The following is a 22,164-nucleotide window of genomic DNA, read 5'->3' on the forward strand; positions in this document are numbered from 1 at the left end:
TCGCGGATTTTTATTTAAACAAGTGGATTCTCATCCATATATTCTTCAGTGTATAAGATATTAGGAATAGAGTGTTCTAGCTCTCTAGCATATAGATATGTCAGTCTAATTAAATCATCAAGTGTAATGTCACCAGTTCTCATAAAATGGGCTAGGGCCAGATCCTGTATATGAAGGCATGTGCAAACAGCCAGCTGGGCCTGCCCAAAATAAAACTCATCATAAGCAGAACCACAGAAGTACGCGTAGATAAAATACAAAAGAATCTGCTCTAAAACTACAGATAATTCAACACCGTGACCTGCAAGACATTTGCACATGGCAGCCTTTTCTTTGGAGACAGTATCTTTTGTGTAAATAGTCTCCTCTGTAACTGATAGAAGGTCACTAAACTCAGAAGTTGTAAACTCCCAGCCTTTCATCACATCAAACATAGCCTTTCTATTTTTAAATGTGAGATTGAGAGAAGCATAATCTGTATTTAAAATGCTATCTATATCAAGCTGATCTAAATCACCATCCTCGAAGATGATATTATCGTAGGCATTTTGGAAGGTATCGGCAATACAGAGGATAAGGCCACCTCTATCCTTCAGGCTTAAGTTTCTATTCTGAATAACATCCACAAACTTTTTTCTCAAAACCTGTAAGTATTTGTAGACCTCTTGCTCCCCTGCATCATAGTCCTCCAAATCTTTTTCTTCATCATCTTCTTCATAAAAGGATATGGAATCTTGCCTATTAAGTATAATTCTTGCCACTTCTGGACAGGATATGCTCAGGGAATACTCTCTGACATTTTGAAACTCTTCTATATGCCTAGGAAAAGTGGCGCATGTGCGGCACAAAATCCCCTCGCCATGTTTAAGAATAAGCTTGCAAAGACCATCCTCCCTTAAGTTGCGGCACATTTTATCCTCATCATAATTGAAGATTTCGTTTTCATAATCCACATTATCAATACCCATGGATTTATAGGCTGCCAGAGATTCCTCGTCAATCTCTATCTGCCAACCTCCGCAGCAAGTCTTAGGACACTTGTCTGCAATACATTTGAACTTTTCATAATAATCTGGATATAGTTTTTTCATAGGAATAATTCTATCATACTAATCCCACCAGGCACAGCCCTACCCATTTTTGCTTGGCCAAGCCGGGGGTGTTGCAGTAATGCTAGAGTAAATGCTGGAGTAATGCCACAGATCGCTGACAATGTGGGATGACCCACCCTGTATGAAGGGTGAGAACGGGAAACCTACGGGTATTTTTGGAATTTCTAAATTTGCACCGTAGGATTTTGCACTGAAAAATTTCTGGTTACGGCGTTTTTGTGATTTTCCTCAAAATCCCCGTAATCCAAGGAATTCAAAGTGTCGCGAGTTACGGGTATAAATAGAAAAATTTAATATGTACCGTAGAGGTCGAAAAATGGCTACGGTACAAATTCCAAAAGTTGAAAAATACCCGTAGGTTTTCTATTCTGAAAAATTTCAATTTTGCAATCCTACGGTGATAATTTCAATTTTCGTATAATACCCGTAAATCAAGCCCCATAGAAGCTGAATTGGGCAAGAATAGAGAGTAAACTAGGGCAAGCAAGGAAAAAAATAAGAGAGCAGGCCACAAAGCACCCTGGAGGACAAGCCATAGAACATCATATATAGCAAATCAGAATGCAGAACATAGTGTAAATCAAAAAGTAAACCAGAGAATGGACCATAGAGCAAGCTCATATAGCACCACAGGGGCTAGGTGAGGGGGCAGATAGGAACGGCAATCGGATTGGATTAATGAAGAATGAGATAAGCATAAAATAATCAAGTGAATAATAGAAATAGAGAAAGGGTATATGCTATGATGAGATAGTAAAAGGAGATGGAAAATGAAAACAGTTATTATTCACGGGCAGTCCCATAAAGGGTCTACTTACCACGTTGCAAGGAAGCTTGCAGAAGAAGTTGGAGGGGAAATTAAGGAGTTTTTCCTGCCAAGGGATTTTGGCGAATTTTGTATTGGTTGTACAAAGTGTTTTATGGAGGGAGAGGATAAGTGTCCTCATTATGAGAAATTGGAGCCCATTACAAGGGCTATAGATGAGGCTGACTTAATAGTGCTAGAAAGTCCTGTTTATGTATATCATGCAACAGGAGCAATGAAGGCCTTTCTAGATCATTATGCATATAGATGGATGATTCATCGACCACATGAGGCTATGTTTAAAAAGCAGGGTGTGTGTATTGCAACTGCAGCAGGAGCAGGCATAAAGTCTACAATTATGGATATGAAGCACAGTCTGTTTTTCTGGGGAGTTGCAAGAAGATATGGCCTTGGCTTTGCAGTGGCAGCCGTTAGCTGGGATCAGATTGCGCCAAGAAAGAAGGCTGTTATTGATAAAAAGATTGCTAAGCTTGCAGCAAAGATAAAGAGAAGAAATGGCAAGATTAAGCCGACCTTTAGGACTAGGTTCCTATTTTGGGGGATGCATTTGGTACAGCGCAAAGGTTTTTTCCCTAGAGATAAACAATATTGGGATGAAAAAGGATGGACTGAAAACAAGCGTCCATGGAAATAAAGAAATTTAAAAGCACCTAATCTTATGAGGCTCCTAAACCAGGAGTTTAGGACCTCAAAAGATGGTGCTTTTGTTTTACAGTGTATTAGCTCTCTGCTCAATATTCTTCTGAAAGTTAATGACATCGTGGTTATAACTTTTATTCATGAAATCAGATTTGATTATGAAATCTGCAGATGCTTTGTTTACAGCGATTGGAATATCATATACCTGAGCAATTCTAATAAGCGCCTTAACATCTGGATCATGAGGCTGAGCTGTAAGTGGGTCAGAAAAGAATATAATCAAATCAATTCTGCCTTCTACGATTTTGGCACCAATCTGCTGGTCGCCACCTAGTGGACCTGAGTTGTAACCCTTTACAGTAAGTCCGGTCTTGTCCGAAATCATACGGGCGGTGGTACCAGTTCCGCATAGATTATGATTCTTCAAAATTGCCTTGTTATCCTCGCACCATTGAATTAGAACTGGCTTTTTGCCATCGTGGGCGATGAGTGCGATATTCTTTTGTTCCCCAATAGTTAGTGTTACTTTTTCTTCCATAGTATATCTCCTCCGTTAAGTAATATTATATATGATTTACCCCATAAATATTAGTGTCGCTGGTCGTGATTTTCGAATCGTTCGCAGAATCTAGCGGAGAATGATGGCTCCTCGCCACCTACTGCCAAGTGGCTTACATCGCCTGCTTTAAGTGTTCTAAATACTGCAATACCCTTTTGTCTCTCCTCAGTGACTACTTCAGTTACAGAAGTAGGTGCGAGGGCTGTAAATTGCATTGGAACAAATGGTGCTACATTCCAAAGTCGAGAAAGTAAGACGCATGTGAGTCCATAGTGGCAGAAAAATGCGATAGTCTTTTCATTGTTCTGCTCTACTTTATATGTGATGCCATCTCTAACGTAGCCATTTCTTGCAAGTAATGCATCAAATTCTTTTATAACATTGTCGTAAAGTGGTAAAACATCGCTGCCCTCAAGAAGAGGAGAAGTTCTCCAAGCTTCTTTATCAAAGAGCTCTGGGTGGTCATTGAAAAATGATGGTAATATATCCCACATTATACGTGTCTTGTATTTGTCAGATTCTTCGTCATAAATAAGGGCTGTTTCGTAAGCCTTTTTAACAGTATCAGATACATTTGGGTCAACCTGACCTGGAAATTCTCTAAGCCAATCAAGAGTAGTAGCTGTCATTCCAAGGGCATCAAGTGAATACTTGGCAGTGTCTCTAGCGCGACCTAGAGGAGAAACAAAAGCCTCGTCAATGTGATAGTTCTTGATGTACTGAGAGAGAAGCTTTGCTTCAATGTGGCCCTTTTCTGTAAGAGTGTCGTTTTCGTAGTCGGGGTCACCGTGTCTGATAAATAATAATCTCATAAATAAATCTCTAATCTTTCTATATTTCTTTGGTGATAACTATTTGATAGGTCTTAGCTTACAAATATTGTCACCGATTTTAATATGGTGTGTTGCAAGGAATTCCATGAATTCAGGAAGACTCTCAGGCTGAATTACTTTGTCTGGTGAGTGAGCATCACAACCAAGGATAAAGTCTGCACCCATTTCAGATGCCAAACTAAAGAATGGATCACAAGGATAATTTCTGTTGTCCTGAAATCCCAGCATATTCACTTCAAGTGGGATATGCAAATTGATTGATGCTTCAACAATGCGTGACATGTGCTTTTTAAATACATCGTCATCACCATAGAAGTTAATTAAATCTGGGTGGGCAAGGTAAGAAAAAAGTCCTGTCTCCATGCCCTCGATTGTATAATCAACATAATCGATAAGGTTCTTCTCGTCGTATGTAAGTGCACCTGAGTAGAATCCTTCTATTTCATCGGGAATAAAATGTTGACCTTGGATAATATAGTCTACAGGATAATTTCTAAGCTCATTAATCAGCTTGTCAAAATACTTTCTGGTGTACTCTACCTCAAATCCGATGAGAATTTGTAAATCGTCTTTGTATTCTTCTCGTAAAGAAAGAAGAGTGGTTACGTAGTTATCAAGCTCGTCCATGCCCATTCGTATATTGGAAGTATAGTCGCTAGGATAGGGCTGTGGTGTATGGTCTGAAAAACCAAGAACCTTAAATCCATTATTAATGGCGTTTTCAATGTAGCTGCGTTCGTCACCTACTGCATGCATGCAGCGAGGGGTATGTGTGTGATAATTTGCTAACATGTTATGTCTCCTAAAGTCCGATTATTAGAGTCAGTGTACAATAATGATATTACTTCAGGGAGTAGAATAAGCGTCCCGTTACAACTATTTTTCAAGCAATGCCTCAAGACCTGCAAGGGCGATATCGTGATTGTGGTCAACCACCTGTACGGCGTGAAGTCCACATTCTCTAGCGGCCTCACAGTTTTCTAATTTGTCATCTAAGAAAACGCATTCACTTGGGGTAAGATTATATTTCTTGATAATCTCCTGGTAGATAGCGTGGTCTGGCTTGATGAGCTTTACCTTGTAGGAGAATACTCCTCCATCCATGAGTGGGAGAAAATCAAGCTGCTTTTCGGCACAGTCTCTCACATGCTGTGACCAGTTTGAAAGATAAAGAAGCTGATAGCCTCTTGCCTTTAACTCTTTGAGCCAGTCCTTGGTGAAATCAAACTGCCACAAAGCCTCTCCAACATGTTCCCAGAAATATTCAATTTCTTTTCTAAGTTCTGGGGCATCTTTTGAAAAGAGATCAATGAGCTCTTTGTCAGACAAAACACCTCTATCCACCTCGGCCCAGTTCTTAAAGATTTGTTCTTTAAGTCTTTTGGCTAAGTCCTCATCGCCATTAAAAAGCTGGGTCAAAAAATCAAGCCAGTTATAGCCGATTAGAACACCGCCAATGTCAAAAATGATAGTTTTAATCATAGCATTCCTTTCAAAACCTATATTCAATAAGCCTAGTATAAATATAACTTTGATTTTATACAATCATAAGAATTAATAAAAAAGTTCCTGTCAATGATAGGAGACTCATGCATAATCATAATCCAAAAGACAAATTGTCAACTATTAACAATATAATGGTTGACAATAAGAGGGGCTTCCATTAATATTTACTTGTTGTAAAAAACAATTTAGGAGACTTACTATGGATAACACAAATATTTCAACTAACTCAAAAAGCTTAATTTCTACAAAGAGACTTGTATTATGTGGATTGTTCGCGGCGATACTTTGTATTTCAGCATATCTTAGCATCCCAACTCCACTTCCTATGGCACCTAAGATTACAATGATGAATTTTATGATTTTCCTCATTGCACTACTTTTCCCAGTGACAGAGTCTTTTTTGATTGGACTTGTATGGTTTTTACTTGGAATTGTTGGTTTGCCAGTATTCATCGGTGGAGGCAGTGGAATAGGATATTTGATTGCACCTTATGGAGCATATACTTGGGCATTTCCTATTGTTCTTGTTGTTCTTCCTTTGATTAGAGGTAAAAAATACAACAGAGTCTGGTATACAATTTGTGGCATCATAGGTGTTCTTATTATTGATTTAATTGGTATGTTTTGGCTTAAATCTAGCTTGGGATATGATTTGAAGACTGCATTCTTAACAGGATTTATTCCATTCATTCCGTTGGATTTGGTTAAGGCAGTTGTTGTAGCACAGATTATTCCAGCCTTTAAAAGAATTGTTGAGTAAAATAAATGAATTAGCCTGAGCTCATTAATGGGTTCAGGCTTTTTTGTGAGAAAAAATCACTGTTAAGGAAATTCAAGTTTTATATAGAAAGAATGACAAATATAAATAAACGAGTATAATATGACAGCGGAGGTTGTTATTATGAATATGAGTTTTCAAGATTACGTGGCACACTATTTTGAGCCAAGTGATTTTACTATTTTCTTATTAATTGCATTTGGATTACTAGTAGCTATTTATACTATTTTTTATACTTATTCAAAGGGAAAATACAAAAATCCACAGAGAGCAAAGGAGGAGTTTTTCTTTCTCTCAGAGAGATTCTATGAATTGATTTTTTCAGGCGGAAGCATAATCGGTTTCATGGCTGTATATTTTTATCTGGACTTCTTTAATCATTCAGGTGCATTTTTTGAATTCTGGGATAAATACAGTGATTATCTACTGCTTGTGTTTATGATAATCTCGATTGTATTTAATTCATTTTTGGACCATGTGTTAATAAGACTTAAGAGAATTCACAGGGATGAAATGGCATCCATTAGACTTATTGGAATGCTTTATATGATTTTGATTTTTGGATATATAAAGTTTATCTATGAGGATAACAACTATGATATGTTCATCGCATATTTCTTGACGCTGATGATTGGTCGTTTTGTTTATTTTGATGCCAGCTTCAAGGATTTCCTTAACTGTGTCAAGCTTGCAGCAGCCAATATACCTATTATGATTATGGGACTTGCCTATCTTGGCATCATGTGTTTCTACGGTTACAGTACAGGATATTTGCTCAAGCACAATGGTGTTATCACCAATATTTTCTTTGTTCACTTGTTTATAATAGTTGCCATATTCTTCTTGCATTTCATTCCTGAAATTCTTTTTAAAAACAAGAAGAAGGGCAAGGGCGGAAATAAAAAACATAGAGATGAATATCTGGAAGATGACGATGAAGAGGAAATTGATTTAGAAATATTGGATTTATAAATCGATTTATGTTATAAATTTTAATCAGAAATGACAGGCACCTTGTGAGGTTGAAATTAAAATGACAGGAAAAACAACGAGAAATAGAATAATTTCTCTGGTAGCACTTCTTGCTACTGTTTTTGTTGTGCTTATTTCAAACATGATGATTTCTGAAAATGTTAATCATCATTGCCACGGAGAGGCTGACTGTCCAATTTGTTCATTGATACTTCAGTGTGAGAAGAACATCAACACTGTTGGCTCAGGTTTGATTATGGTAGCTGTAGCAGCCATGGTATTTTTCGTGGCTGCTGTTACAGTTTCTAATTATAAATATCAGTCTGTTCAGACTACACTTGTTTCCCAAAAGGTAAGACTAGATTCTTAAATTCATGCAATGACCGGCTTATAGTACAGGAGTTTTGCTAAGCAAAACTCTATGTTTTAGTACAAATTTTTGCATGCATGAAAGGATTTAAGGATGAAGAAGAAAAATTTAATATTGGCAGTACTTTGCAGTTGTTTAATGCTTGTAGGTTGTGGAGCAAAGGGTGAGGTAACACCAGCTGATGCAGGAGAAGCAACTGAGGCAGCACAGGTTTCAGAGGATGGAAAGACTATTTCGGTTGTAACTACTATTTTCCCTGAATATGACTGGGTGCGTCAGGTGGTTGGCTCTAATTCGAATGTAGAGATTACTATGCTTCTTGACAATGGAGTTGATCTTCACAGCTATCAGCCAACAGCTGAGGATATTATGAAGATTGCTTCATGTGACTTGTTTATTTATGTTGGTGGCGAATCCGATGAGTGGGTTGAGGATGCACTTGCGGAGTCAACAAATCCTGATATGAAGGTAATCAATCTCTTAGAAACTTTAGGCGACAAGGTCCAGGAGGAAGAAGTCGTAGAGGGAATGGAAGCTGAGGAAGAAGAGGAAGAAGAAGGCGAAGAAGGTGAAGAGGAAGAAGTAGAATATGACGAGCATGTTTGGCTTTCTCTTAAGAACGCTGAGATTCTTGTAGATGAAATTGCAAACAATCTTGCGGAGATTGATGCAGATAACGTAGATACATACAAGACAAATGCTGCAAATTATGTAACTGAGCTTACAGCTTTAGACGAAAAGTATGCGACTGCAGTTAGCGAAGGAAACGCAGACACAATTCTATTTGGTGACAGATTCCCATTTAGATATCTTGTAGACGACTATGGATTGAATTACTATGCAGCATTTGTAGGCTGTTCAGCCGAGACTGAGGCAAGCTTTGAGACAATCAATTTCCTTTCAGAAAAAGTTGATGAGCTTGGCTTAAAGACAGTGCTTACTATTGAGAATTCAGATCAAAAAATAGCTGAGACTATTATTTCTAATACAAAAAATAAGGATGCTCAGATTTTGGCAATGGATTCTATGCAAACTACAACAAGTGAAGATGTTGCAAATGGTGTTACATATCTTGGTGTAATGGAAGAAAACTTAAAGGTTCTTACAGAAGCTTTGAAGTAAAAAGGAGATATTATGGCTATTCTAACAGCTAAGAATCTGGCGGTTGGTTATGAAAAACAGCCGGTTCTGAAAGATATTAATTTTAAAATTGAATCAGGAGATTATTTTTGTATTGTAGGAGAAAATGGTTCTGGTAAAACAACCCTTATGAAGACCATTCTTGGTCTTTTGCCTCCAGTGGAAGGCTCTATTGAAGTGGGGCAGGGACTTATGAAAAATCAGATTGGATATTTACCGCAGCAGTCTGATGTGCAGCGAGATTTTCCTGCTACAGTATATGAGATAGTTCTCTCAGGCTGCCAGAATAGTCTAAAGGGATTTTTTTACAGCAAGGCCCAAAAGAAAATGGCTCTTGAGAATATCGAAAGAATGGGAATATCTCATTTGAAAAACAAGTGCTACAGGCAACTATCAGGTGGACAGCAGCAGAGAGTTCTATTAGCTAGAGCTCTTTGCGCTACCACCAAAGTGCTGCTTTTAGACGAGCCTGTGGCAGGTCTAGACCCTAACGTAACAAAGGAAATGTATGAATTAATTGGTCAGCTGAATTCCCAGGGCCTTACTGTCATCATGATTAGTCATGATTTGGAGAATGTTAAAAAATATGCCACAGCGATTTTTGATGTAAATAAATTAGATGTCATAAAAACATCAGATGAAATTCAGTCAAGCAAGGAGGTGGGAGCATGCTAGAAAAATTAACTTTGTATATGACTTTTCCATATGTTAGATACGCCTTGATTGTAGGTACGTTAATTGCTTTATGCTCCTCACTGCTTGGCGTAATACTTGTACTTAAAAGATTTTCATATATTGGTGATGGACTATCACATGTGGCCTTTGGCGCCCTAGCCATAGCCACAGTCCTTAATTTTACCAACAGAATGATTATCATTCTTCCGATTACCATACTTACCGCAATACTAATATTGAAGAATGGAAACAACTCCAAGGTAAAGGGGGATGCCGTTATAGCCATGTTATCTGTAGGTGCATTAGCCTTTGGATATTTACTTATGAATTTATTTCCTGCATCGGGAAATGTATCAGGAGATGTATGCTCCACACTATTTGGCTCCACCTCACTTCTGACACTTACAAGCTCAGAGGTATGGGTAAGTGGAATCCTATCTATCCTAGTAGTGGTCGCATTTATCTTTTTATACAACAGGATATTTGCAGTTACATTTGATGAGGACTTTGCCCGTGCAGTGGGTACAAAGGTAAGTGTTTACAATCTACTCATAGCAACAATAACAGCTGTAATTATCGTACTTGCAATGAACCTAGTTGGCTCGCTGCTCATATCGGCCTTAATAATTTTTCCGGCCCTTTCAGCAATGAGCATACTAAAAAGCTTTAAAGCAGTAACAATTTTTTCAGCTATCATTTCTGTCACATGTGCACTGATTGGATTCTTGGTTTCCATTTTACAGGGCACACCAGTAGGCTCAACCATTGTTGCTGTTGATGCCATAATGTTCATAATCTGTTACATAGTCGGTAAAATCAAGGGATAGGAGTACTTATGAGAAAAATTAATGTAATAATTCTAAGCGCGCTTTTGGCATATAGCCTAGTGGCCTGCGGAAACTCATCAGAGGAGAATGTCTCAAAAGAGGACTCACAAACTAATACATATGATTCAGCAGACATATCAGATGACATCACTGCAGTAGATGATATCCAACTACAGGAAGAGGAAATGGAAGAAGTACAAACTGTAGCCGGTGACCCAAGCGTAGACGTGGACTTAACAGTACTTTCGTCTACACTCATTTACTCTGAAGTCTTCAACATGGTTACAACCCCAGCAGACTACGAAGGCAAAACTGTAAAAATGGAAGGCACCTGCAACATGTACCAGGACCCTGACACAGGCAAAAAATACTACGCCTGCATCGTACAGGACGCCACCCAGTGCTGCTCCCAAGGCCTAGAGTTCGTCCTAGACGAAAATACATATACCGAAGACGACTACCCAAAAGTAGGTGACGAAATCACCATCAAGGGCACCTTCACCACCTACCAGGAAAATGGAAACACCTACCTAACAATGCTAGATTCCACTTTAATCTAGCAACTAAATCGTCACCGCATATTTTTTTCATGGCCCCTCCACCGGCCCCCGCCCCCAAGGCTCTTAGGATATCGATTACGCGAATATTTTTAGTTTTTCACGCGCAAAAATTGGCGACAGCCATGTGTCTTTCTAAGGGGTTAAAATGCAGCCAATGAAAGCTGCATTTTAATCCTCCTTCGGAGGACAGCACATTTAAAAATGTGCTGCTAGTACAGAAATGATTAAGCCTGATGCTTAATCATTTCTTATGAACTGTTTTCAAAAATGTAGCTTTGCTGTGTGGACACCTATTTTGCATAAATGGCAGTTTTGCAAAATGATTCTAAAGAGGGTGTTATGGGCTCATGATACATTCACTAAGAAAAATTAAAAAAAGAGTTTTGTATATATTGGCGCCGTGCTCCATGCAACGTCGTGTTGCTTACGCACTCTCGCCGCCGTCCTTGGCGGCTCGTGCCAATATATTACAAAACTCTTTTTTATTTTTCTAAGCTCATTCCAAAATCGCCCATAACACCCTCAGAACCATTTTTAAACTGCCACCATAGTGTACCGAGTGTCCACACATAAGCTACCTTTTTGAAAACTGTAAAGGCTTGAGAAAGACACATGAAATGTATGGCGACAATTTGCGCAGTAGAAAAACAAAATATTCATGCGTTGATATCCAAAGAGCCTTGGGGCGGGGCCGGTGGAGGGGCCATGTAGATTATGGTAGGCGGTGACGGTTTGTGATTGATTAAATTGGAAAGTGGGTGTATTATTTAGGTAGGTGTTTCGAACGTAGTTTCGGAACAGTTATTCGATTTTGGCGAGAGTGGAGTAGTTTTTTGGTTTATGAAGCAGTATATGGTTATAGATTTAAAGAGTTTTTATGCTTCGGTGGAGTGCGCGGACAGAGGGCTGGATCCCATGAAGGACAATCTGGTGGTGGCGGATGTGGCCAGGAGTCGGGGCACTATTTGTCTTGCGATTACGCCGGCGATGAAGGCTCTTGGAGTGAAAAATAGGTGCCGGATATTTGAGATTCCAAAGTCTATAGAGTATATTGCGGCAGTGCCTAGGATGCAGCGCTATATTGATGTGTCGGTGGAGATTTATGAGATATATCTGTCCTATATTTCAAAGGAGGATATACATGTATATTCCATAGATGAGGCGTTTTTAGATGTTACGGCGTATCTGGATTTGTACGGGATGAGTGCCCATGATTTGGCCATTAAAATCATGGATGAGATAAAAGAAAAGCTCAAGATTAGAGCTACTTGTGGTATAGGCACTAATATGTATTTGGCCAAGGTGGCACTTGATATTTTGGCTAAGCATTCGCCGGATTTTATAGCTGAGCTTGATGAGGAGAGCTTTAAGAGGCGGCTTTGGAAGCATAAGCCATTGACTGATTTTTGGAGGATAGGTCCAGGGACTATGAGGCATTTGGCTACACTTGGACTTTTTACACAGGAGGATATTGCTAAGGCACCAGAGAAGCTGCTACTCAAGCATTTTGGTGTCAATTCAGAGTTTTTGATTGACCATGCTTGGGGTAGGGAATCCTGTACTATTTACGATATTAAGCACTACACTAATAAGTCACATTCACTTTCTTGTGGGCAGGTGTTGATGAGGGATTATACCTATGATGAGGCCATTACGGTTTTAAAGGAGATGGTGGGAGAGTTGTCTTCCGATATGGTGGCCAATCAGGTGGTTAGCAATTCATTTTCACTTTATATTGGATATTCCTATGATTCTTATATGTCTACGGGAGGGGGCACGACCATTCAGGTCAGGACCAATTCAATCCGTATTATGCAGGATGCTTTTGTGCAGCTGTATAAGAAATTTGCCCAGCCAGATGGGTTGATTAGGAGATTTAATATATCGGCCAATGGAATCGTGGATGAGTGTTACGAGCAGTATAGCTTTTTTGTTGACCCTGTTGTTATGGAAAAGGATAGGCAGATTACTAGGTCGGCAAATATGCTTAAAAATAAATTTGGCAAGAATGCCATATTAAAGGGGATTGATTTGCTGGAGGAGGCTACTCAGATGGAGCGCAATATGCAAATCGGTGGTCACCTTGCAAACGGGAGGGATGAGAATGCCTAGAGCAGATAGAGCAAGCCAGTTTATGCCATTTGCGGCACTAAAGGGATTTGAAGAGGCCCTGGCTGCCAAAGAAAAGATAATTGTGCCCAAGGTAGAGCTTTCCGAGGACGCCCTAGAATACTTGGATTTTCAGATTAGTAAGCTGCGGGTAGGAGATAGAGTTACCGTGGTATATTACGAGGATGATGCCTACGTTAAAAAGACTGGCATGGTTACAAAGATAAATCCACAGGCGGGATATTTGACTGTAGTTACTACGGATATTGGATTTGAAGATATTAGGGATATACAGTTTTAAGCAAAAAATAAGGACACGGTCTGTGCCCTTATTTTTTGTTTTTCTTGTAGATTCTCTTTTCTTCGTACATTTTGCTGTCGGCAATAGAGATGACTTTGTCCAAATCCAATGACTCGTGCATAGTGGTTTCGTAAAATCCTATGCTGGCTGAGACGGTAAATCCTAAGAGATTGCTTTTATCTTTTAGGATTTCATAAATCATAGTTTTTATAAGATTGACATCGCAGTCGCCCAGTATGAAGGCAAGCATTTCATCGCCGCCAAATCTGGCACAGAGAGCACCCTTAGGACAGGCTTCTTTTAGAGATTCAGCCACAGCAGAAATTGCGGCGTCTCCTGCACTGTGTCCTAGATTATCATTGATTTGTTTCAGGCCATTTAAATCAGACATGATGACAGTTGCTTTTCGGCCGTCGTGCTCTGGAGCACGTTTTAATTTTTCAAATTGCTCTAGGAAAGCCAGTCTGTTGTAGAGGCCGGTGAGGGCATCATGCTGGTAGATTTCCTGAAGCTTGTTTCTCAGATAGTGCTGATAGCGCATGCTGACGTAGCCACCGATACCCATGCTTAGGCTGTTGGTTATGCTAGGTGTTTTGGCGTATTCTATCATCTGGTATCGAGGATATGTATAGCAGACAAATCCAGGGGATTTACCCATATAATCAAGGCTGTTGTAGATTAGAGGATAGCCAAGCTCTAAAATTTGATCAAGATTTGGAATGATATCCTCTGGATTGTATGGTTTGATTCCCTCCTTAGAATCGTAGGCATCGTAGAATATTACCTTTTCCCCAGGTTCTACATCTTCCAGGAAGAAATTGTTTTCAAGATCAAGGCATGACTTTTCAATTACACAACAGACGCACTCAGTCATAGGGTTTCTCAGATAGTGAATGCATTCGTTTAGGGTCTGGCTGGCCATAACTTTTGCGGTGATGACCTGCATGATGTGGATGTCATCCTGGTGGTGATAAAATCTGTTGTTAAGTCCGCTTATGGCAGAAAGCAAATCCTGGGTGCATCGAGGACAACCACAGGATTCATTGGGAATAAATTTTGGCTCAATCCATTTATCCAAATTTCTATTGCCATCGATCAGAGATAAAATGGTATCCATAATAGTGCTTGCAAGGTCTGCACTATCAGTTATTGCGGTGGTAATTCCAGGCATAGACCAAAAGGCCTCGTCGATTCCGTCGAAGCCACTTACAATAACCTGTTCTGGAATTTTAACTCCTGCACTTTGGAATACATCGCAGACATTGATGGCCATTATGTCGTTGGCACAGATAACTGCCTCAGGCAAGGTGTCACGCTTCAGAAGCTCATAGGCAGCCTCACGAGAAGGCACTGACCAAAAGTCACCATAGCTTAGCATAGAGTCATCGTACTGTATTCCGTTTTCTGCAATGACCTTTTTAAAGACTTCAATTCTATCATTTGAGAACTCGCTAAAACGCTTTCCGGCCATAAAATGAGGGCGAGTGACATGATGGTCCTCGATTATATGGCGGACAACTTTTTCAAAACCCGTTTTATAATCATATCGAACCAAGGAAACATTTTCGTATTCTCCATCTACGATAATGGTTGGTACCTCGGCTTCGTTGGCTTTGTTTATGATATTTTGAACGGTGCTACGACTCTTGATTTTTTCATCTCTAATCACAATAACATCAACTTTATCATAGGGAATCAAGTCAAATACTTTTGTCTCTGCAAGATTATCGCCACTATTGCCAATCTCATTGTTTATAGCATAAATGAACATGCGACAATCGTGAGCCTTTAAAAGTTCATTAAGCTCAGTGACAAATTTGAATTCCTGTGAATCGTAAACACGATATTCGCATAAGGCTATAATCGTTTTCCCGTTAATCATCTTTCCTCCCAATACTTATGCCCTTGAATTAGCTGTCTTGGAGTATTTTACTATATGATTATGAATTTTCTGTTTCTATTGCGGGTGGAGGACTGTAAATAGTAACTGGAGTACAGGTTTCTTTGTTTTTGATGTAAAACAGGAAAGGATAAGGTTGCTTAAAGTTTGTTAAATGCATACTATATTTATAGAGGGGAAGTACAAAGGAGAGTAATTATGAAAAAAAGATTTTTAAGTTTGATTCTTGCCACAAGTTGTATATGCGGACTAGTGGCATGCAAGAACACGGAGAAACAAGAAAAAGATGAAACCACACAGGTTTCTGAGAAAAAAGAAGACGAGGAAAACGATGAGACTACTGAGGAAAGTAGTGAAGTGAAGGGACAGGAATACATTGTATATAGCTACGTTGACCCAGACAAAATCTATGTGGTTGATGACGATGGACAGAAAGTAGAGAATATTTTTGTAAACAAATATAAAAGTTATTTGTCTAAAGCAGGCTATGATCCAGAAAATGCATCAATTTCGTGTGTTAACGGTGACATTTTACTGATTGATTACGATGATTATGCTAATGATGTTTATGAAGTACTTGCATTGGATTCAAAAACTGGTGAAGTTACAAGTATTGATATTAACATGGATGAGGTAAGCCTTGTATCAAAATGTAGCTACAATGGATTGATCTATATTCATGACTTTGATTATGACAATAATGTTTACACAGAGAGGGCCTATGAAAAGGATGCAGACAGTCTGACCTTCAAAGAGGTAGAGGATGAGGCTCTTGAGCTTAAGGATTATGATTTATTGTCTAATAAGGATGGCAGACCTGTGATTGTAAACAGATTGGTTGATGATTATGGATTTGCCCTTGTGAGCATATATAGTGATGGAAAAAGAACTGGAATCGGCAAGTGTACACAGGACGGAAAAGTTGAAAAGGTAGAGGGCTTTAAAAAGAATAATTTCTCGGCAGAGTGCTATGACAAAGATTACTTTGTGTACGGGGTTTTTGATGAGGAATCCTATTCTACAACTGGCTATGAGGTGTATAACCTATCCACAGGGGAAACGAAAAAAATAGATATTCCTGTAGAGTACTCAATAATAGGATTAAAGGATGGCATCCTCTATTATCAGCAAGGACCAGATCATTATGCATCAAAGAATTCTGATTTTAAGCTTTATGGATATAATTTAGAATCTGATTCATCTGAATTAATTAGTACTGTAAAATCTGTTCCAGGTGTTGGAGAGCTTTCCACATATACACAGTTAGTGGGAAATACTATTTTGCTTGCAAAAATGGAAGGATCGGAGCTTAGGATTTATAAAGTTGACAACAAGAATTCTCTAAAGGATATAGATTGCCCAATTAAAACTTACAGCGCATATAAATATGGTTCTGTAATTAGCGATTGCAATCAGGTTAAATGTGTATATTGTGATGCGATTTTATATAAGACATATGGTGAGGCTTTTGTATTAGATTCAAAATATTCTCCTTATGCTGAGCAGATAAATGCGGCTCTTAAGGAAAAGCTAGATAGCGCTATGGCTTATACTCCTGAGGTAAATAGCGATGAGTGCGAGTATCATCAGGACGAGTCTTATTGCGAGACAGATGATGAGAGTGTTTCTGATGTTAGAATTATGAATGATCAGTATTTGATTATTGATATGGACTCTTATTGGTATGGTGGTGGCGCCCATGGTATGCCAGGTATGTGTGAGTACATTTTTGATTTGACTACTGGCGAAGAGCTTACATTTGCAGATTTTTATTCAGGAACAGAAGAGGAATTTAAAAATCTCGTAGCCACAAAGGTAAAAGAAGATTACGAGCGTCAGTCTGCTGGTGGTAATTCTCCTTATTACTTTGCAGAGAGTGCGGAGGAGATATATGACACAGCATATGAATATACACACTTGGATAGCCCTAATATAATTTTCCAAGAGGACAAGGTAATTTGCTACTTCTATCCTTATGATTTGGCAAGCTATGCCGATGGATTCCAGTATTTTGAATTTACATACGAGGAAATCTTAGGCACAAATACATTAACAAGATAATTATTGGAGATGAATATGGCTTTAATTAGTGCATTTGATGTATTAGGCCCTAATATGATTGGACCATCTAGTTCCCATACAGCTGGTGCTAGTTCTATTGCTTATTTGGCATGGAAGATGGCTGGCGGCAATATAAAAAAGGTGAAGTTTATTCTCTACGGTTCTTTTGCAGAGACTTATAAGGGACATGGTACTGACAAAGCACTGTTAGGTGGTATTCTAGGATTCAAAACCGATGATACTAGGATTAGAGATTCCTTTGCCATTGCAGAAGAGAGAGGCGTTGAGTTTACATTTGAGATAAATGAAACAGAGACGGACATTCATCCTAATACAGTTGATATTTTTATTGAGACAGAAGAGGGCAGAGCTCTTGATATAAGAGGAGAATCAGTGGGAGGCGGCAAATGTCGTATAGTGAGAATTGACGGAGTTCCCGTTGATTTTACCGGTGAGTACAGCGCTGCCATTGTAGTTCAAAAGGATATGCCTGGAGTAATCAAGCACATTGCCAGCGCAGTTAGCGACAGAGATATTAACATTGCATTTATGCGACTTTTCAGGGAGGGCAAGCACGAGAGAGCCTACACTATTGTGGAGACAGATGGCACACTGCCTGAGGATTTAAAAGATGCAATCCTAGAAAATCAGTACGTTGAAGACGTAATGATTGTACAAATTTAGTTATAAAGAGGCTTTGTATGGATTTTAAAAAAGCAGTAGAAATGCTAGCACTTTGTGATAGCAAAAATTTAACAATATCTCAGGTAATGAAACAGCGTGAGTGCCATGTGTTTGAGACTACTGAGGAAGAGATAATAGCCAGAATGGAACATGCCTGGCAGATTATGAAGGACTCTTCCAAGGAGCCTACTACCAAAGCCATGAAATCAATGGGCGGGCTTATTGGTGGAGAGGCCAAAAAACTGACAGACCATCGTTTGGATCAAAAGAGCATACTTGGTGATGTGGTAAACAAGGCAATCGCCTATTCAATGGCTGTTTTAGAGGTAAATACATCAATGGGCCTTATTGTGGCTTCACCAACTGCCGGCTCTGCCGGTGTATTGCCAGGAGTTATGCTGGCCCTTCAGGAGGAGTACGATATCCCAGATGACAGGATTATAGATGGACTTTTCAATGCTAGTGCTATTGGCTATCTTGCGATGCAAAACGCAACAATAGCAGGAGCTGTAGGTGGATGTCAGGCTGAGATTGGCGTGGCTGCAGCAATGGCTGCCAGCGCGGCAACAGAGCTTATGGGAGGTACACCACTTCAGTGTACCTATGCAGCATCTACGGTCCTTATGAATATGCTTGGATTGATATGTGATCCGGTGCTTGGACTTGTGGAATATCCATGTCAGAATAGAAATGCATCTGGTGCAGCCAATGCTCTCATTGCTGCTGAGATGGCCCTTGCAGGCATCACCCAGATGATTCCTCTTGATGAAATGCTTGAATGTATGTATAACGTGGGCAAGCGTCTACCTGTTGAATTCAGAGAGACGGCAAAAGGTGGTTGCGCCACAACACCTACTGCTTGCGCCCTTTGCAAATCGAAACAATAAATGATTCTATAGCGGCTACTAGTCTTTTATAAGGACCTAGTATGCCGCTTTTTTTCACGAATAAATAAGCAAGCTCTGCAAGAGCAATGCCTGTAAATGTATCTACTATCACATGCTGTTTTGTAGTCAAAGTAGAGACGCAAATGGCAAGTGCGATAATAACAGAAAGTACCTTGTACCAGTTAGGCACAGCCTTTTGCTTTCTGACAGCAATCACACAGAACCAGCTTGTAAGACAGTGGATTGATGGGAAAAGATTGTCAGGCGTATCTATAGAATAGAGAAATAGCATTGCTTTATTCATAAGGCCTGTGTCAGCTATCTCAGGGCGCACAATTGTAGTAGGAAATGCAACAAACAGAATGAAACATACTACTTTTGCACAAAGGTCTGCACATAAAAAAGCGGCAGCTTCGTCTTCTGCCTGAATAGTACCAAGAGCGTAGTTTGTTATCCAATAGATGTAGCAACCTAGATAAATGATTATTGTCCATGGAATAAGAGGAATAATACAGTCAAGTCTAGTTGACATATTATAGTGATGGAATCCATTTGTTATAAGGCGTGTGCCGTAATATGTGATGCAATTGAAACCAAGTGCCAATAGCACCATGATGATCATTCTAAGTGTTGTAGCTTTATTTGTATCTGCTTTCATAGACTCATTCTCCATTAAAAAACCTATTTACCATAATATTGAATTATGTGGCTGATATCAATGCTATCACAGAAATTTAAGAAAAAGTTTATTGTATTTAATAATTAAGATAGGTACTATTTTCTTATACAGTTGTAGATAAGAAGGGAAAGTTATGGATAGTTTATATGATTATATAAAATGGTATGGTGAGTTTTCATTTGAAGAAAAGCCACTTACTGAAGTAGATAATATTATTCTTTCAAGAATTTCATACTTAATCATAGAAGGGATTGAGTTCGACCATCCTTATAAATTTAAGGATGTGGTGAAAAAGCTTCAAGCCACAACTGGCATTCATGGATGTTTTTATGGCAACGAGCAGATAGTAATTGATGCTGCTGATTCAAAGCGATTTGGAGAAATGTATATCAGCAATTACAAGGATATATATGATGAGAGTATTTCTGCTCAGTTTGCAGCAATGACACTTGATTTGACAGATGATGTGAGATTCGTGGCTTTTCGCGGCACTGATGAGACTTTGTTAGGTTGGAAAGAAGATTTCATGATAAGCTTTACGGAGACTGAGGCTCAGAAGGAATCTTTAGAGTATTTGAAAAACAGTTTTGATGGAGTTCACGATGTGTATGTAGGTGGTCACAGCAAGGGCGGCAATTTAGCCCTTTACTCATCAGTTCATCTGGAGGATGAGGAACTTCAAAAGCAACTTAAGTTCGTTTATATCAATGATGGACCAGGCCTTTGTCCTGAGGTTTGCGACAATACATGTGTAGCTCGTATCAAGGATAAAGCATTGAGAATTATGCCGGAGTATTCTGTCTTTGGAAAGCTGTTTGAGGAGACACAGATTCCTGGAAAGATAGTAAAAAGTAGTTTCGAGGGTGTAGCTCAGCATGATTGTGTCAGCTGGGGAGTAGATCACGGCAAGCCAGATTATAGTGATAGCCATTCTCCAGGAAGTATTTTTATAAATCAGATTTTAGATCAGTGGATTGAAAGTGTTAACAACGAAAGACGAGTGGGTTTTGTTAACAACTTATTTAACGCCATCGAGAATAGTGGATATACTACCACTACTGAGATTATGGAAAAGGGACCTTTTGCCATTGAGAAGATTCTTATTGAGCTTTTATCCCTTGATAAAAAGACTGTTAGAACTCTTATGAAGCTGCCTGTTACAGCAGCTTTAGATAGGGCGCCAGATTCAGAAAAGGTCAATATTATTCGAAAAAAGGTTAAGAAAAAAGAGTGGTTATCATCAATATGCATGATATTGCTTAGCGCTATTCTTTTTTTGGTTCCTGAATATACTCTTCAGGTGGGCATTAGCCTAGTATTACTTGCTGTAATTCTTTTTGAAATAGGTGTTACTATCAGACACTTGCACAAGGCAGGCTGGAACCTGCAAGAAGAATCGGGGCGAGTCTATGTGTGCATTGTAATGATAGGCGTATACGCAATGCTTCTTGTAAAAGAGGATGCACTTTTCTTTATAGGAAGTGTGGCTATTGGTGTGGCATTTTTGTTCTGGGCATATAGAAACGCCATAGCTTATAAGAATTTGTGCGCCAACACTGAGAAAAAGGACCAGCGACTGGAAAAGATAAAATTAATTGTAGAAATAGTTGTTTTGATTATTTTAAGTGCCTTTATTTTTGTGGCGCCAAAGGATACACTTACTTGGTATATGACTTTCCTTGCAGTAGTTTTTCTGGTTGACGGAATTGTAAACTTGATAATAGTTTTACGAAATTTAATTTTACAAAACCGAAAATAGGTGTTACAATATCTCTGACTTCATGTGGAATTATTTAGGGAACAGTCCACAGGAATCTGGCATGGCCAGACAGCTTTTTTGGAGGTTATATTAAAAAAATGAAAGAGTATAGAGAAGAGTTTTTTAAGGGTGAAAGAGCGCTTTTTGCAGTAGATGGCGCCAAGATATATGACTGCATTTTTGACGAGGGTGAGTCACCACTAAAGGAGAGCAAAAATGTAGAGATATATAATTCACAGTTCAAATATAAATACCCAGTTTGGTATTCTAACAATGTTCTGATTCAAAACTGTAATTGGCTTGAGATGGGGCGTTCTGGCGTTTGGTACACCAACAATATTACAGTTAAGGACTCTCTTATTACAGCACCAAAGAATTTCCGTAGATGTGACGGAGTAACACTTGACAATGTTTCTCTTACAAATGCTGAGGAAACATTTTGGAATTGCAAAAATATTACCCTTAAAAATGTTAATGCCAAGGGTCATTATTTTGCAATGAACTCTGAGAATATTCAGGTTGATGGCCTCAGACTTGACGGTAATTATTCTTTTGATGGTGCTAAAAATATCACTATCAGAAATTCAGTTTTACTTTCTAAGGATTCATTCTGGAATGCAGAGAATGTAACTGTTTACGATTCTTATATCTGTGGTGAGTACTTAGGCTGGAATTCAAAGAATCTTACATTTGTAAATTGTACAATCGAGAGTCTCCAGGGACTTTGCTATATTGATACTATTACAATGAAAAACTGCAAGATGATTAATACAACTTTAGCATTTGAATATGCTAAGAATATTGATGCAGAGATAACAAATAAAATCGACAGTGTATTTAATCCAGAAAGCGGAGAGATTAAGGCAGCAGAGATTAAGACACTTATTGTTGAAAAGGATCAGGTAGACCCATCTAATACTAAGATTACATGTGATGCAATCGGCGAGAAGCAGGATGTGGTTGAATGGAGACGAACTAACTAGAATT

22 protein-coding genes are annotated in these 22,164 nt (G+C 38.9%); 15 read left to right on the forward strand and 7 right to left on the reverse strand.

Features of this window, described 5'->3' with window-relative positions:
* Window positions 1-14: 14 nt before the first annotated feature.
* Complete coding sequence (gene fliB / locus F0Q01_RS11920; protein WP_090489377.1) at window positions 15-1,091, reverse strand: flagellin lysine-N-methylase; 1,077 nt, start codon at window positions 1,089-1,091, stop codon at window positions 15-17.
* 791 nt (window positions 1,092-1,882) lie between these two features.
* On the opposite strand from fliB, the gene F0Q01_RS11925 reads away from it, so the two are divergent.
* On the forward strand, window positions 1,883-2,572 hold the full coding sequence (locus F0Q01_RS11925; RefSeq protein ID WP_090489375.1) for a flavodoxin family protein: 690 nt from the start codon (window positions 1,883-1,885) through the stop codon (window positions 2,570-2,572).
* Between the two features lie 75 nt (window positions 2,573-2,647).
* Here the strand turns inward: F0Q01_RS11925 and F0Q01_RS11930 are convergent, their stop codons facing one another.
* The 4 genes from F0Q01_RS11930 to F0Q01_RS11945 form a co-directional block, all read right to left on the reverse strand.
* Window positions 2,648-3,115, reverse strand: a complete 468-nt coding sequence (locus F0Q01_RS11930) for a methylglyoxal synthase (protein WP_090489373.1) — start codon at window positions 3,113-3,115, stop codon at window positions 2,648-2,650.
* A gap of 50 nt (window positions 3,116-3,165) precedes the next feature.
* Window positions 3,166-3,948, reverse strand: a complete 783-nt coding sequence (locus F0Q01_RS11935) for a histidine phosphatase family protein (RefSeq protein WP_090489371.1) — start codon at window positions 3,946-3,948, stop codon at window positions 3,166-3,168.
* Between the two features lie 39 nt (window positions 3,949-3,987).
* On the reverse strand, window positions 3,988-4,761 hold the full coding sequence (locus F0Q01_RS11940) for a histidinol-phosphatase (RefSeq protein ID WP_090489369.1): 774 nt from the start codon (window positions 4,759-4,761) through the stop codon (window positions 3,988-3,990).
* Between the two features lie 84 nt (window positions 4,762-4,845).
* Window positions 4,846-5,451: an HAD family hydrolase gene (locus F0Q01_RS11945; RefSeq protein ID WP_090489367.1), complete on the reverse strand. Its 606-nt coding sequence runs from the start codon at window positions 5,449-5,451 to the stop codon at window positions 4,846-4,848.
* Window positions 5,452-5,674: 223 nt separating this feature from the next.
* Here F0Q01_RS11945 and F0Q01_RS11950 point away from each other — a divergent pair, with 223 nt between their 5' ends.
* From F0Q01_RS11950 to F0Q01_RS11990, 9 genes are all read left to right on the forward strand, one after another.
* Window positions 5,675-6,235: a biotin transporter BioY gene (locus F0Q01_RS11950; RefSeq protein WP_090489364.1), complete on the forward strand. Its 561-nt coding sequence runs from the start codon at window positions 5,675-5,677 to the stop codon at window positions 6,233-6,235.
* A gap of 147 nt (window positions 6,236-6,382) precedes the next feature.
* A complete protein-coding gene (locus F0Q01_RS11955; protein WP_163927251.1) occupies window positions 6,383-7,225 on the forward strand; it encodes a hypothetical protein in 843 nt (280 codons plus the stop codon).
* A 61-nt stretch (window positions 7,226-7,286) separates the two neighbouring features.
* Window positions 7,287-7,595 carry a hypothetical protein gene (locus F0Q01_RS11960; protein WP_090152632.1) on the forward strand — a complete coding sequence of 103 codons (309 nt, stop codon included), beginning with the start codon at window positions 7,287-7,289 and terminating at the stop codon, window positions 7,593-7,595.
* A gap of 93 nt (window positions 7,596-7,688) precedes the next feature.
* Window positions 7,689-8,717 (forward strand): metal ABC transporter substrate-binding protein, encoded by a 1,029-nt coding sequence (locus tag F0Q01_RS11965; protein ID WP_090489360.1) that lies wholly within the window; start codon window positions 7,689-7,691, stop codon window positions 8,715-8,717.
* A 12-nt stretch (window positions 8,718-8,729) separates the two neighbouring features.
* Window positions 8,730-9,410, forward strand: coding sequence for a metal ABC transporter ATP-binding protein (locus F0Q01_RS11970; protein ID WP_090489357.1), 681 nt, complete (start codon window positions 8,730-8,732; stop codon window positions 9,408-9,410).
* Window positions 9,404-10,237: a metal ABC transporter permease gene (locus F0Q01_RS11975; protein ID WP_090489355.1), complete on the forward strand. Its 834-nt coding sequence runs from the start codon at window positions 9,404-9,406 to the stop codon at window positions 10,235-10,237. The genes F0Q01_RS11970 and F0Q01_RS11975 overlap by 7 nt, the downstream gene beginning before the upstream one ends.
* A gap of 8 nt (window positions 10,238-10,245) precedes the next feature.
* Complete coding sequence (locus F0Q01_RS11980; protein WP_090489353.1) at window positions 10,246-10,797, forward strand: hypothetical protein; 552 nt, start codon at window positions 10,246-10,248, stop codon at window positions 10,795-10,797.
* Window positions 10,798-11,637: 840 nt separating this feature from the next.
* Window positions 11,638-12,909 (forward strand): DNA repair protein, encoded by a 1,272-nt coding sequence (locus F0Q01_RS11985; protein WP_090489350.1) that lies wholly within the window; start codon window positions 11,638-11,640, stop codon window positions 12,907-12,909.
* Complete coding sequence (locus F0Q01_RS11990) at window positions 12,902-13,207, forward strand: YolD-like family protein (RefSeq protein WP_090152615.1); 306 nt, start codon at window positions 12,902-12,904, stop codon at window positions 13,205-13,207. Before F0Q01_RS11985 ends, F0Q01_RS11990 begins: the two co-directional genes overlap by 8 nt.
* A gap of 28 nt (window positions 13,208-13,235) precedes the next feature.
* Here the strand turns inward: F0Q01_RS11990 and F0Q01_RS11995 are convergent, their stop codons facing one another.
* Window positions 13,236-15,089 carry a diguanylate cyclase domain-containing protein gene (locus tag F0Q01_RS11995; protein ID WP_090489348.1) on the reverse strand — a complete coding sequence of 618 codons (1,854 nt, stop codon included), beginning with the start codon at window positions 15,087-15,089 and terminating at the stop codon, window positions 13,236-13,238.
* A gap of 216 nt (window positions 15,090-15,305) precedes the next feature.
* Here F0Q01_RS11995 and F0Q01_RS12000 point away from each other — a divergent pair, with 216 nt between their 5' ends.
* From F0Q01_RS12000 to sdaAA, 3 genes are read left to right on the forward strand one after another with little or no spacing between them, the layout of a single operon-like run.
* Window positions 15,306-17,168 (forward strand): RsiV family protein, encoded by a 1,863-nt coding sequence (locus F0Q01_RS12000; protein WP_090489346.1) that lies wholly within the window; start codon window positions 15,306-15,308, stop codon window positions 17,166-17,168.
* Window positions 17,169-17,183: 15 nt separating this feature from the next.
* A complete protein-coding gene (gene sdaAB / locus F0Q01_RS12005; protein WP_090489344.1) occupies window positions 17,184-17,852 on the forward strand; it encodes an L-serine ammonia-lyase, iron-sulfur-dependent subunit beta in 669 nt (222 codons plus the stop codon).
* A gap of 17 nt (window positions 17,853-17,869) precedes the next feature.
* Window positions 17,870-18,739, forward strand: coding sequence for an L-serine ammonia-lyase, iron-sulfur-dependent, subunit alpha (sdaAA, locus tag F0Q01_RS12010; protein ID WP_090489342.1), 870 nt, complete (start codon window positions 17,870-17,872; stop codon window positions 18,737-18,739).
* Here the strand turns inward: sdaAA and F0Q01_RS12015 are convergent.
* Complete coding sequence (locus F0Q01_RS12015) at window positions 18,705-19,397, reverse strand: phosphatase PAP2 family protein (protein WP_163927254.1); 693 nt, start codon at window positions 19,395-19,397, stop codon at window positions 18,705-18,707. The two genes, sdaAA and F0Q01_RS12015, sit on opposite strands and share 35 nt — an antisense overlap.
* 154 nt (window positions 19,398-19,551) lie before the next feature.
* Here F0Q01_RS12015 and F0Q01_RS12020 point away from each other — a divergent pair, with 154 nt between their 5' ends.
* Window positions 19,552-21,177, forward strand: coding sequence for an Mbeg1-like protein (locus F0Q01_RS12020; RefSeq protein WP_090489338.1), 1,626 nt, complete (start codon window positions 19,552-19,554; stop codon window positions 21,175-21,177).
* A 98-nt stretch (window positions 21,178-21,275) separates the two neighbouring features.
* Window positions 21,276-22,160: a DUF3737 family protein gene (locus F0Q01_RS12025; protein WP_177209298.1), complete on the forward strand. Its 885-nt coding sequence runs from the start codon at window positions 21,276-21,278 to the stop codon at window positions 22,158-22,160.
* Window positions 22,161-22,164: the final 4 nt, after the last annotated feature.

Source organism: Pseudobutyrivibrio xylanivorans (genome assembly GCF_010906925.1).
In the GTDB taxonomy this organism is placed as follows: Bacteria; Bacillota; Clostridia; order Lachnospirales; family Lachnospiraceae; genus Pseudobutyrivibrio.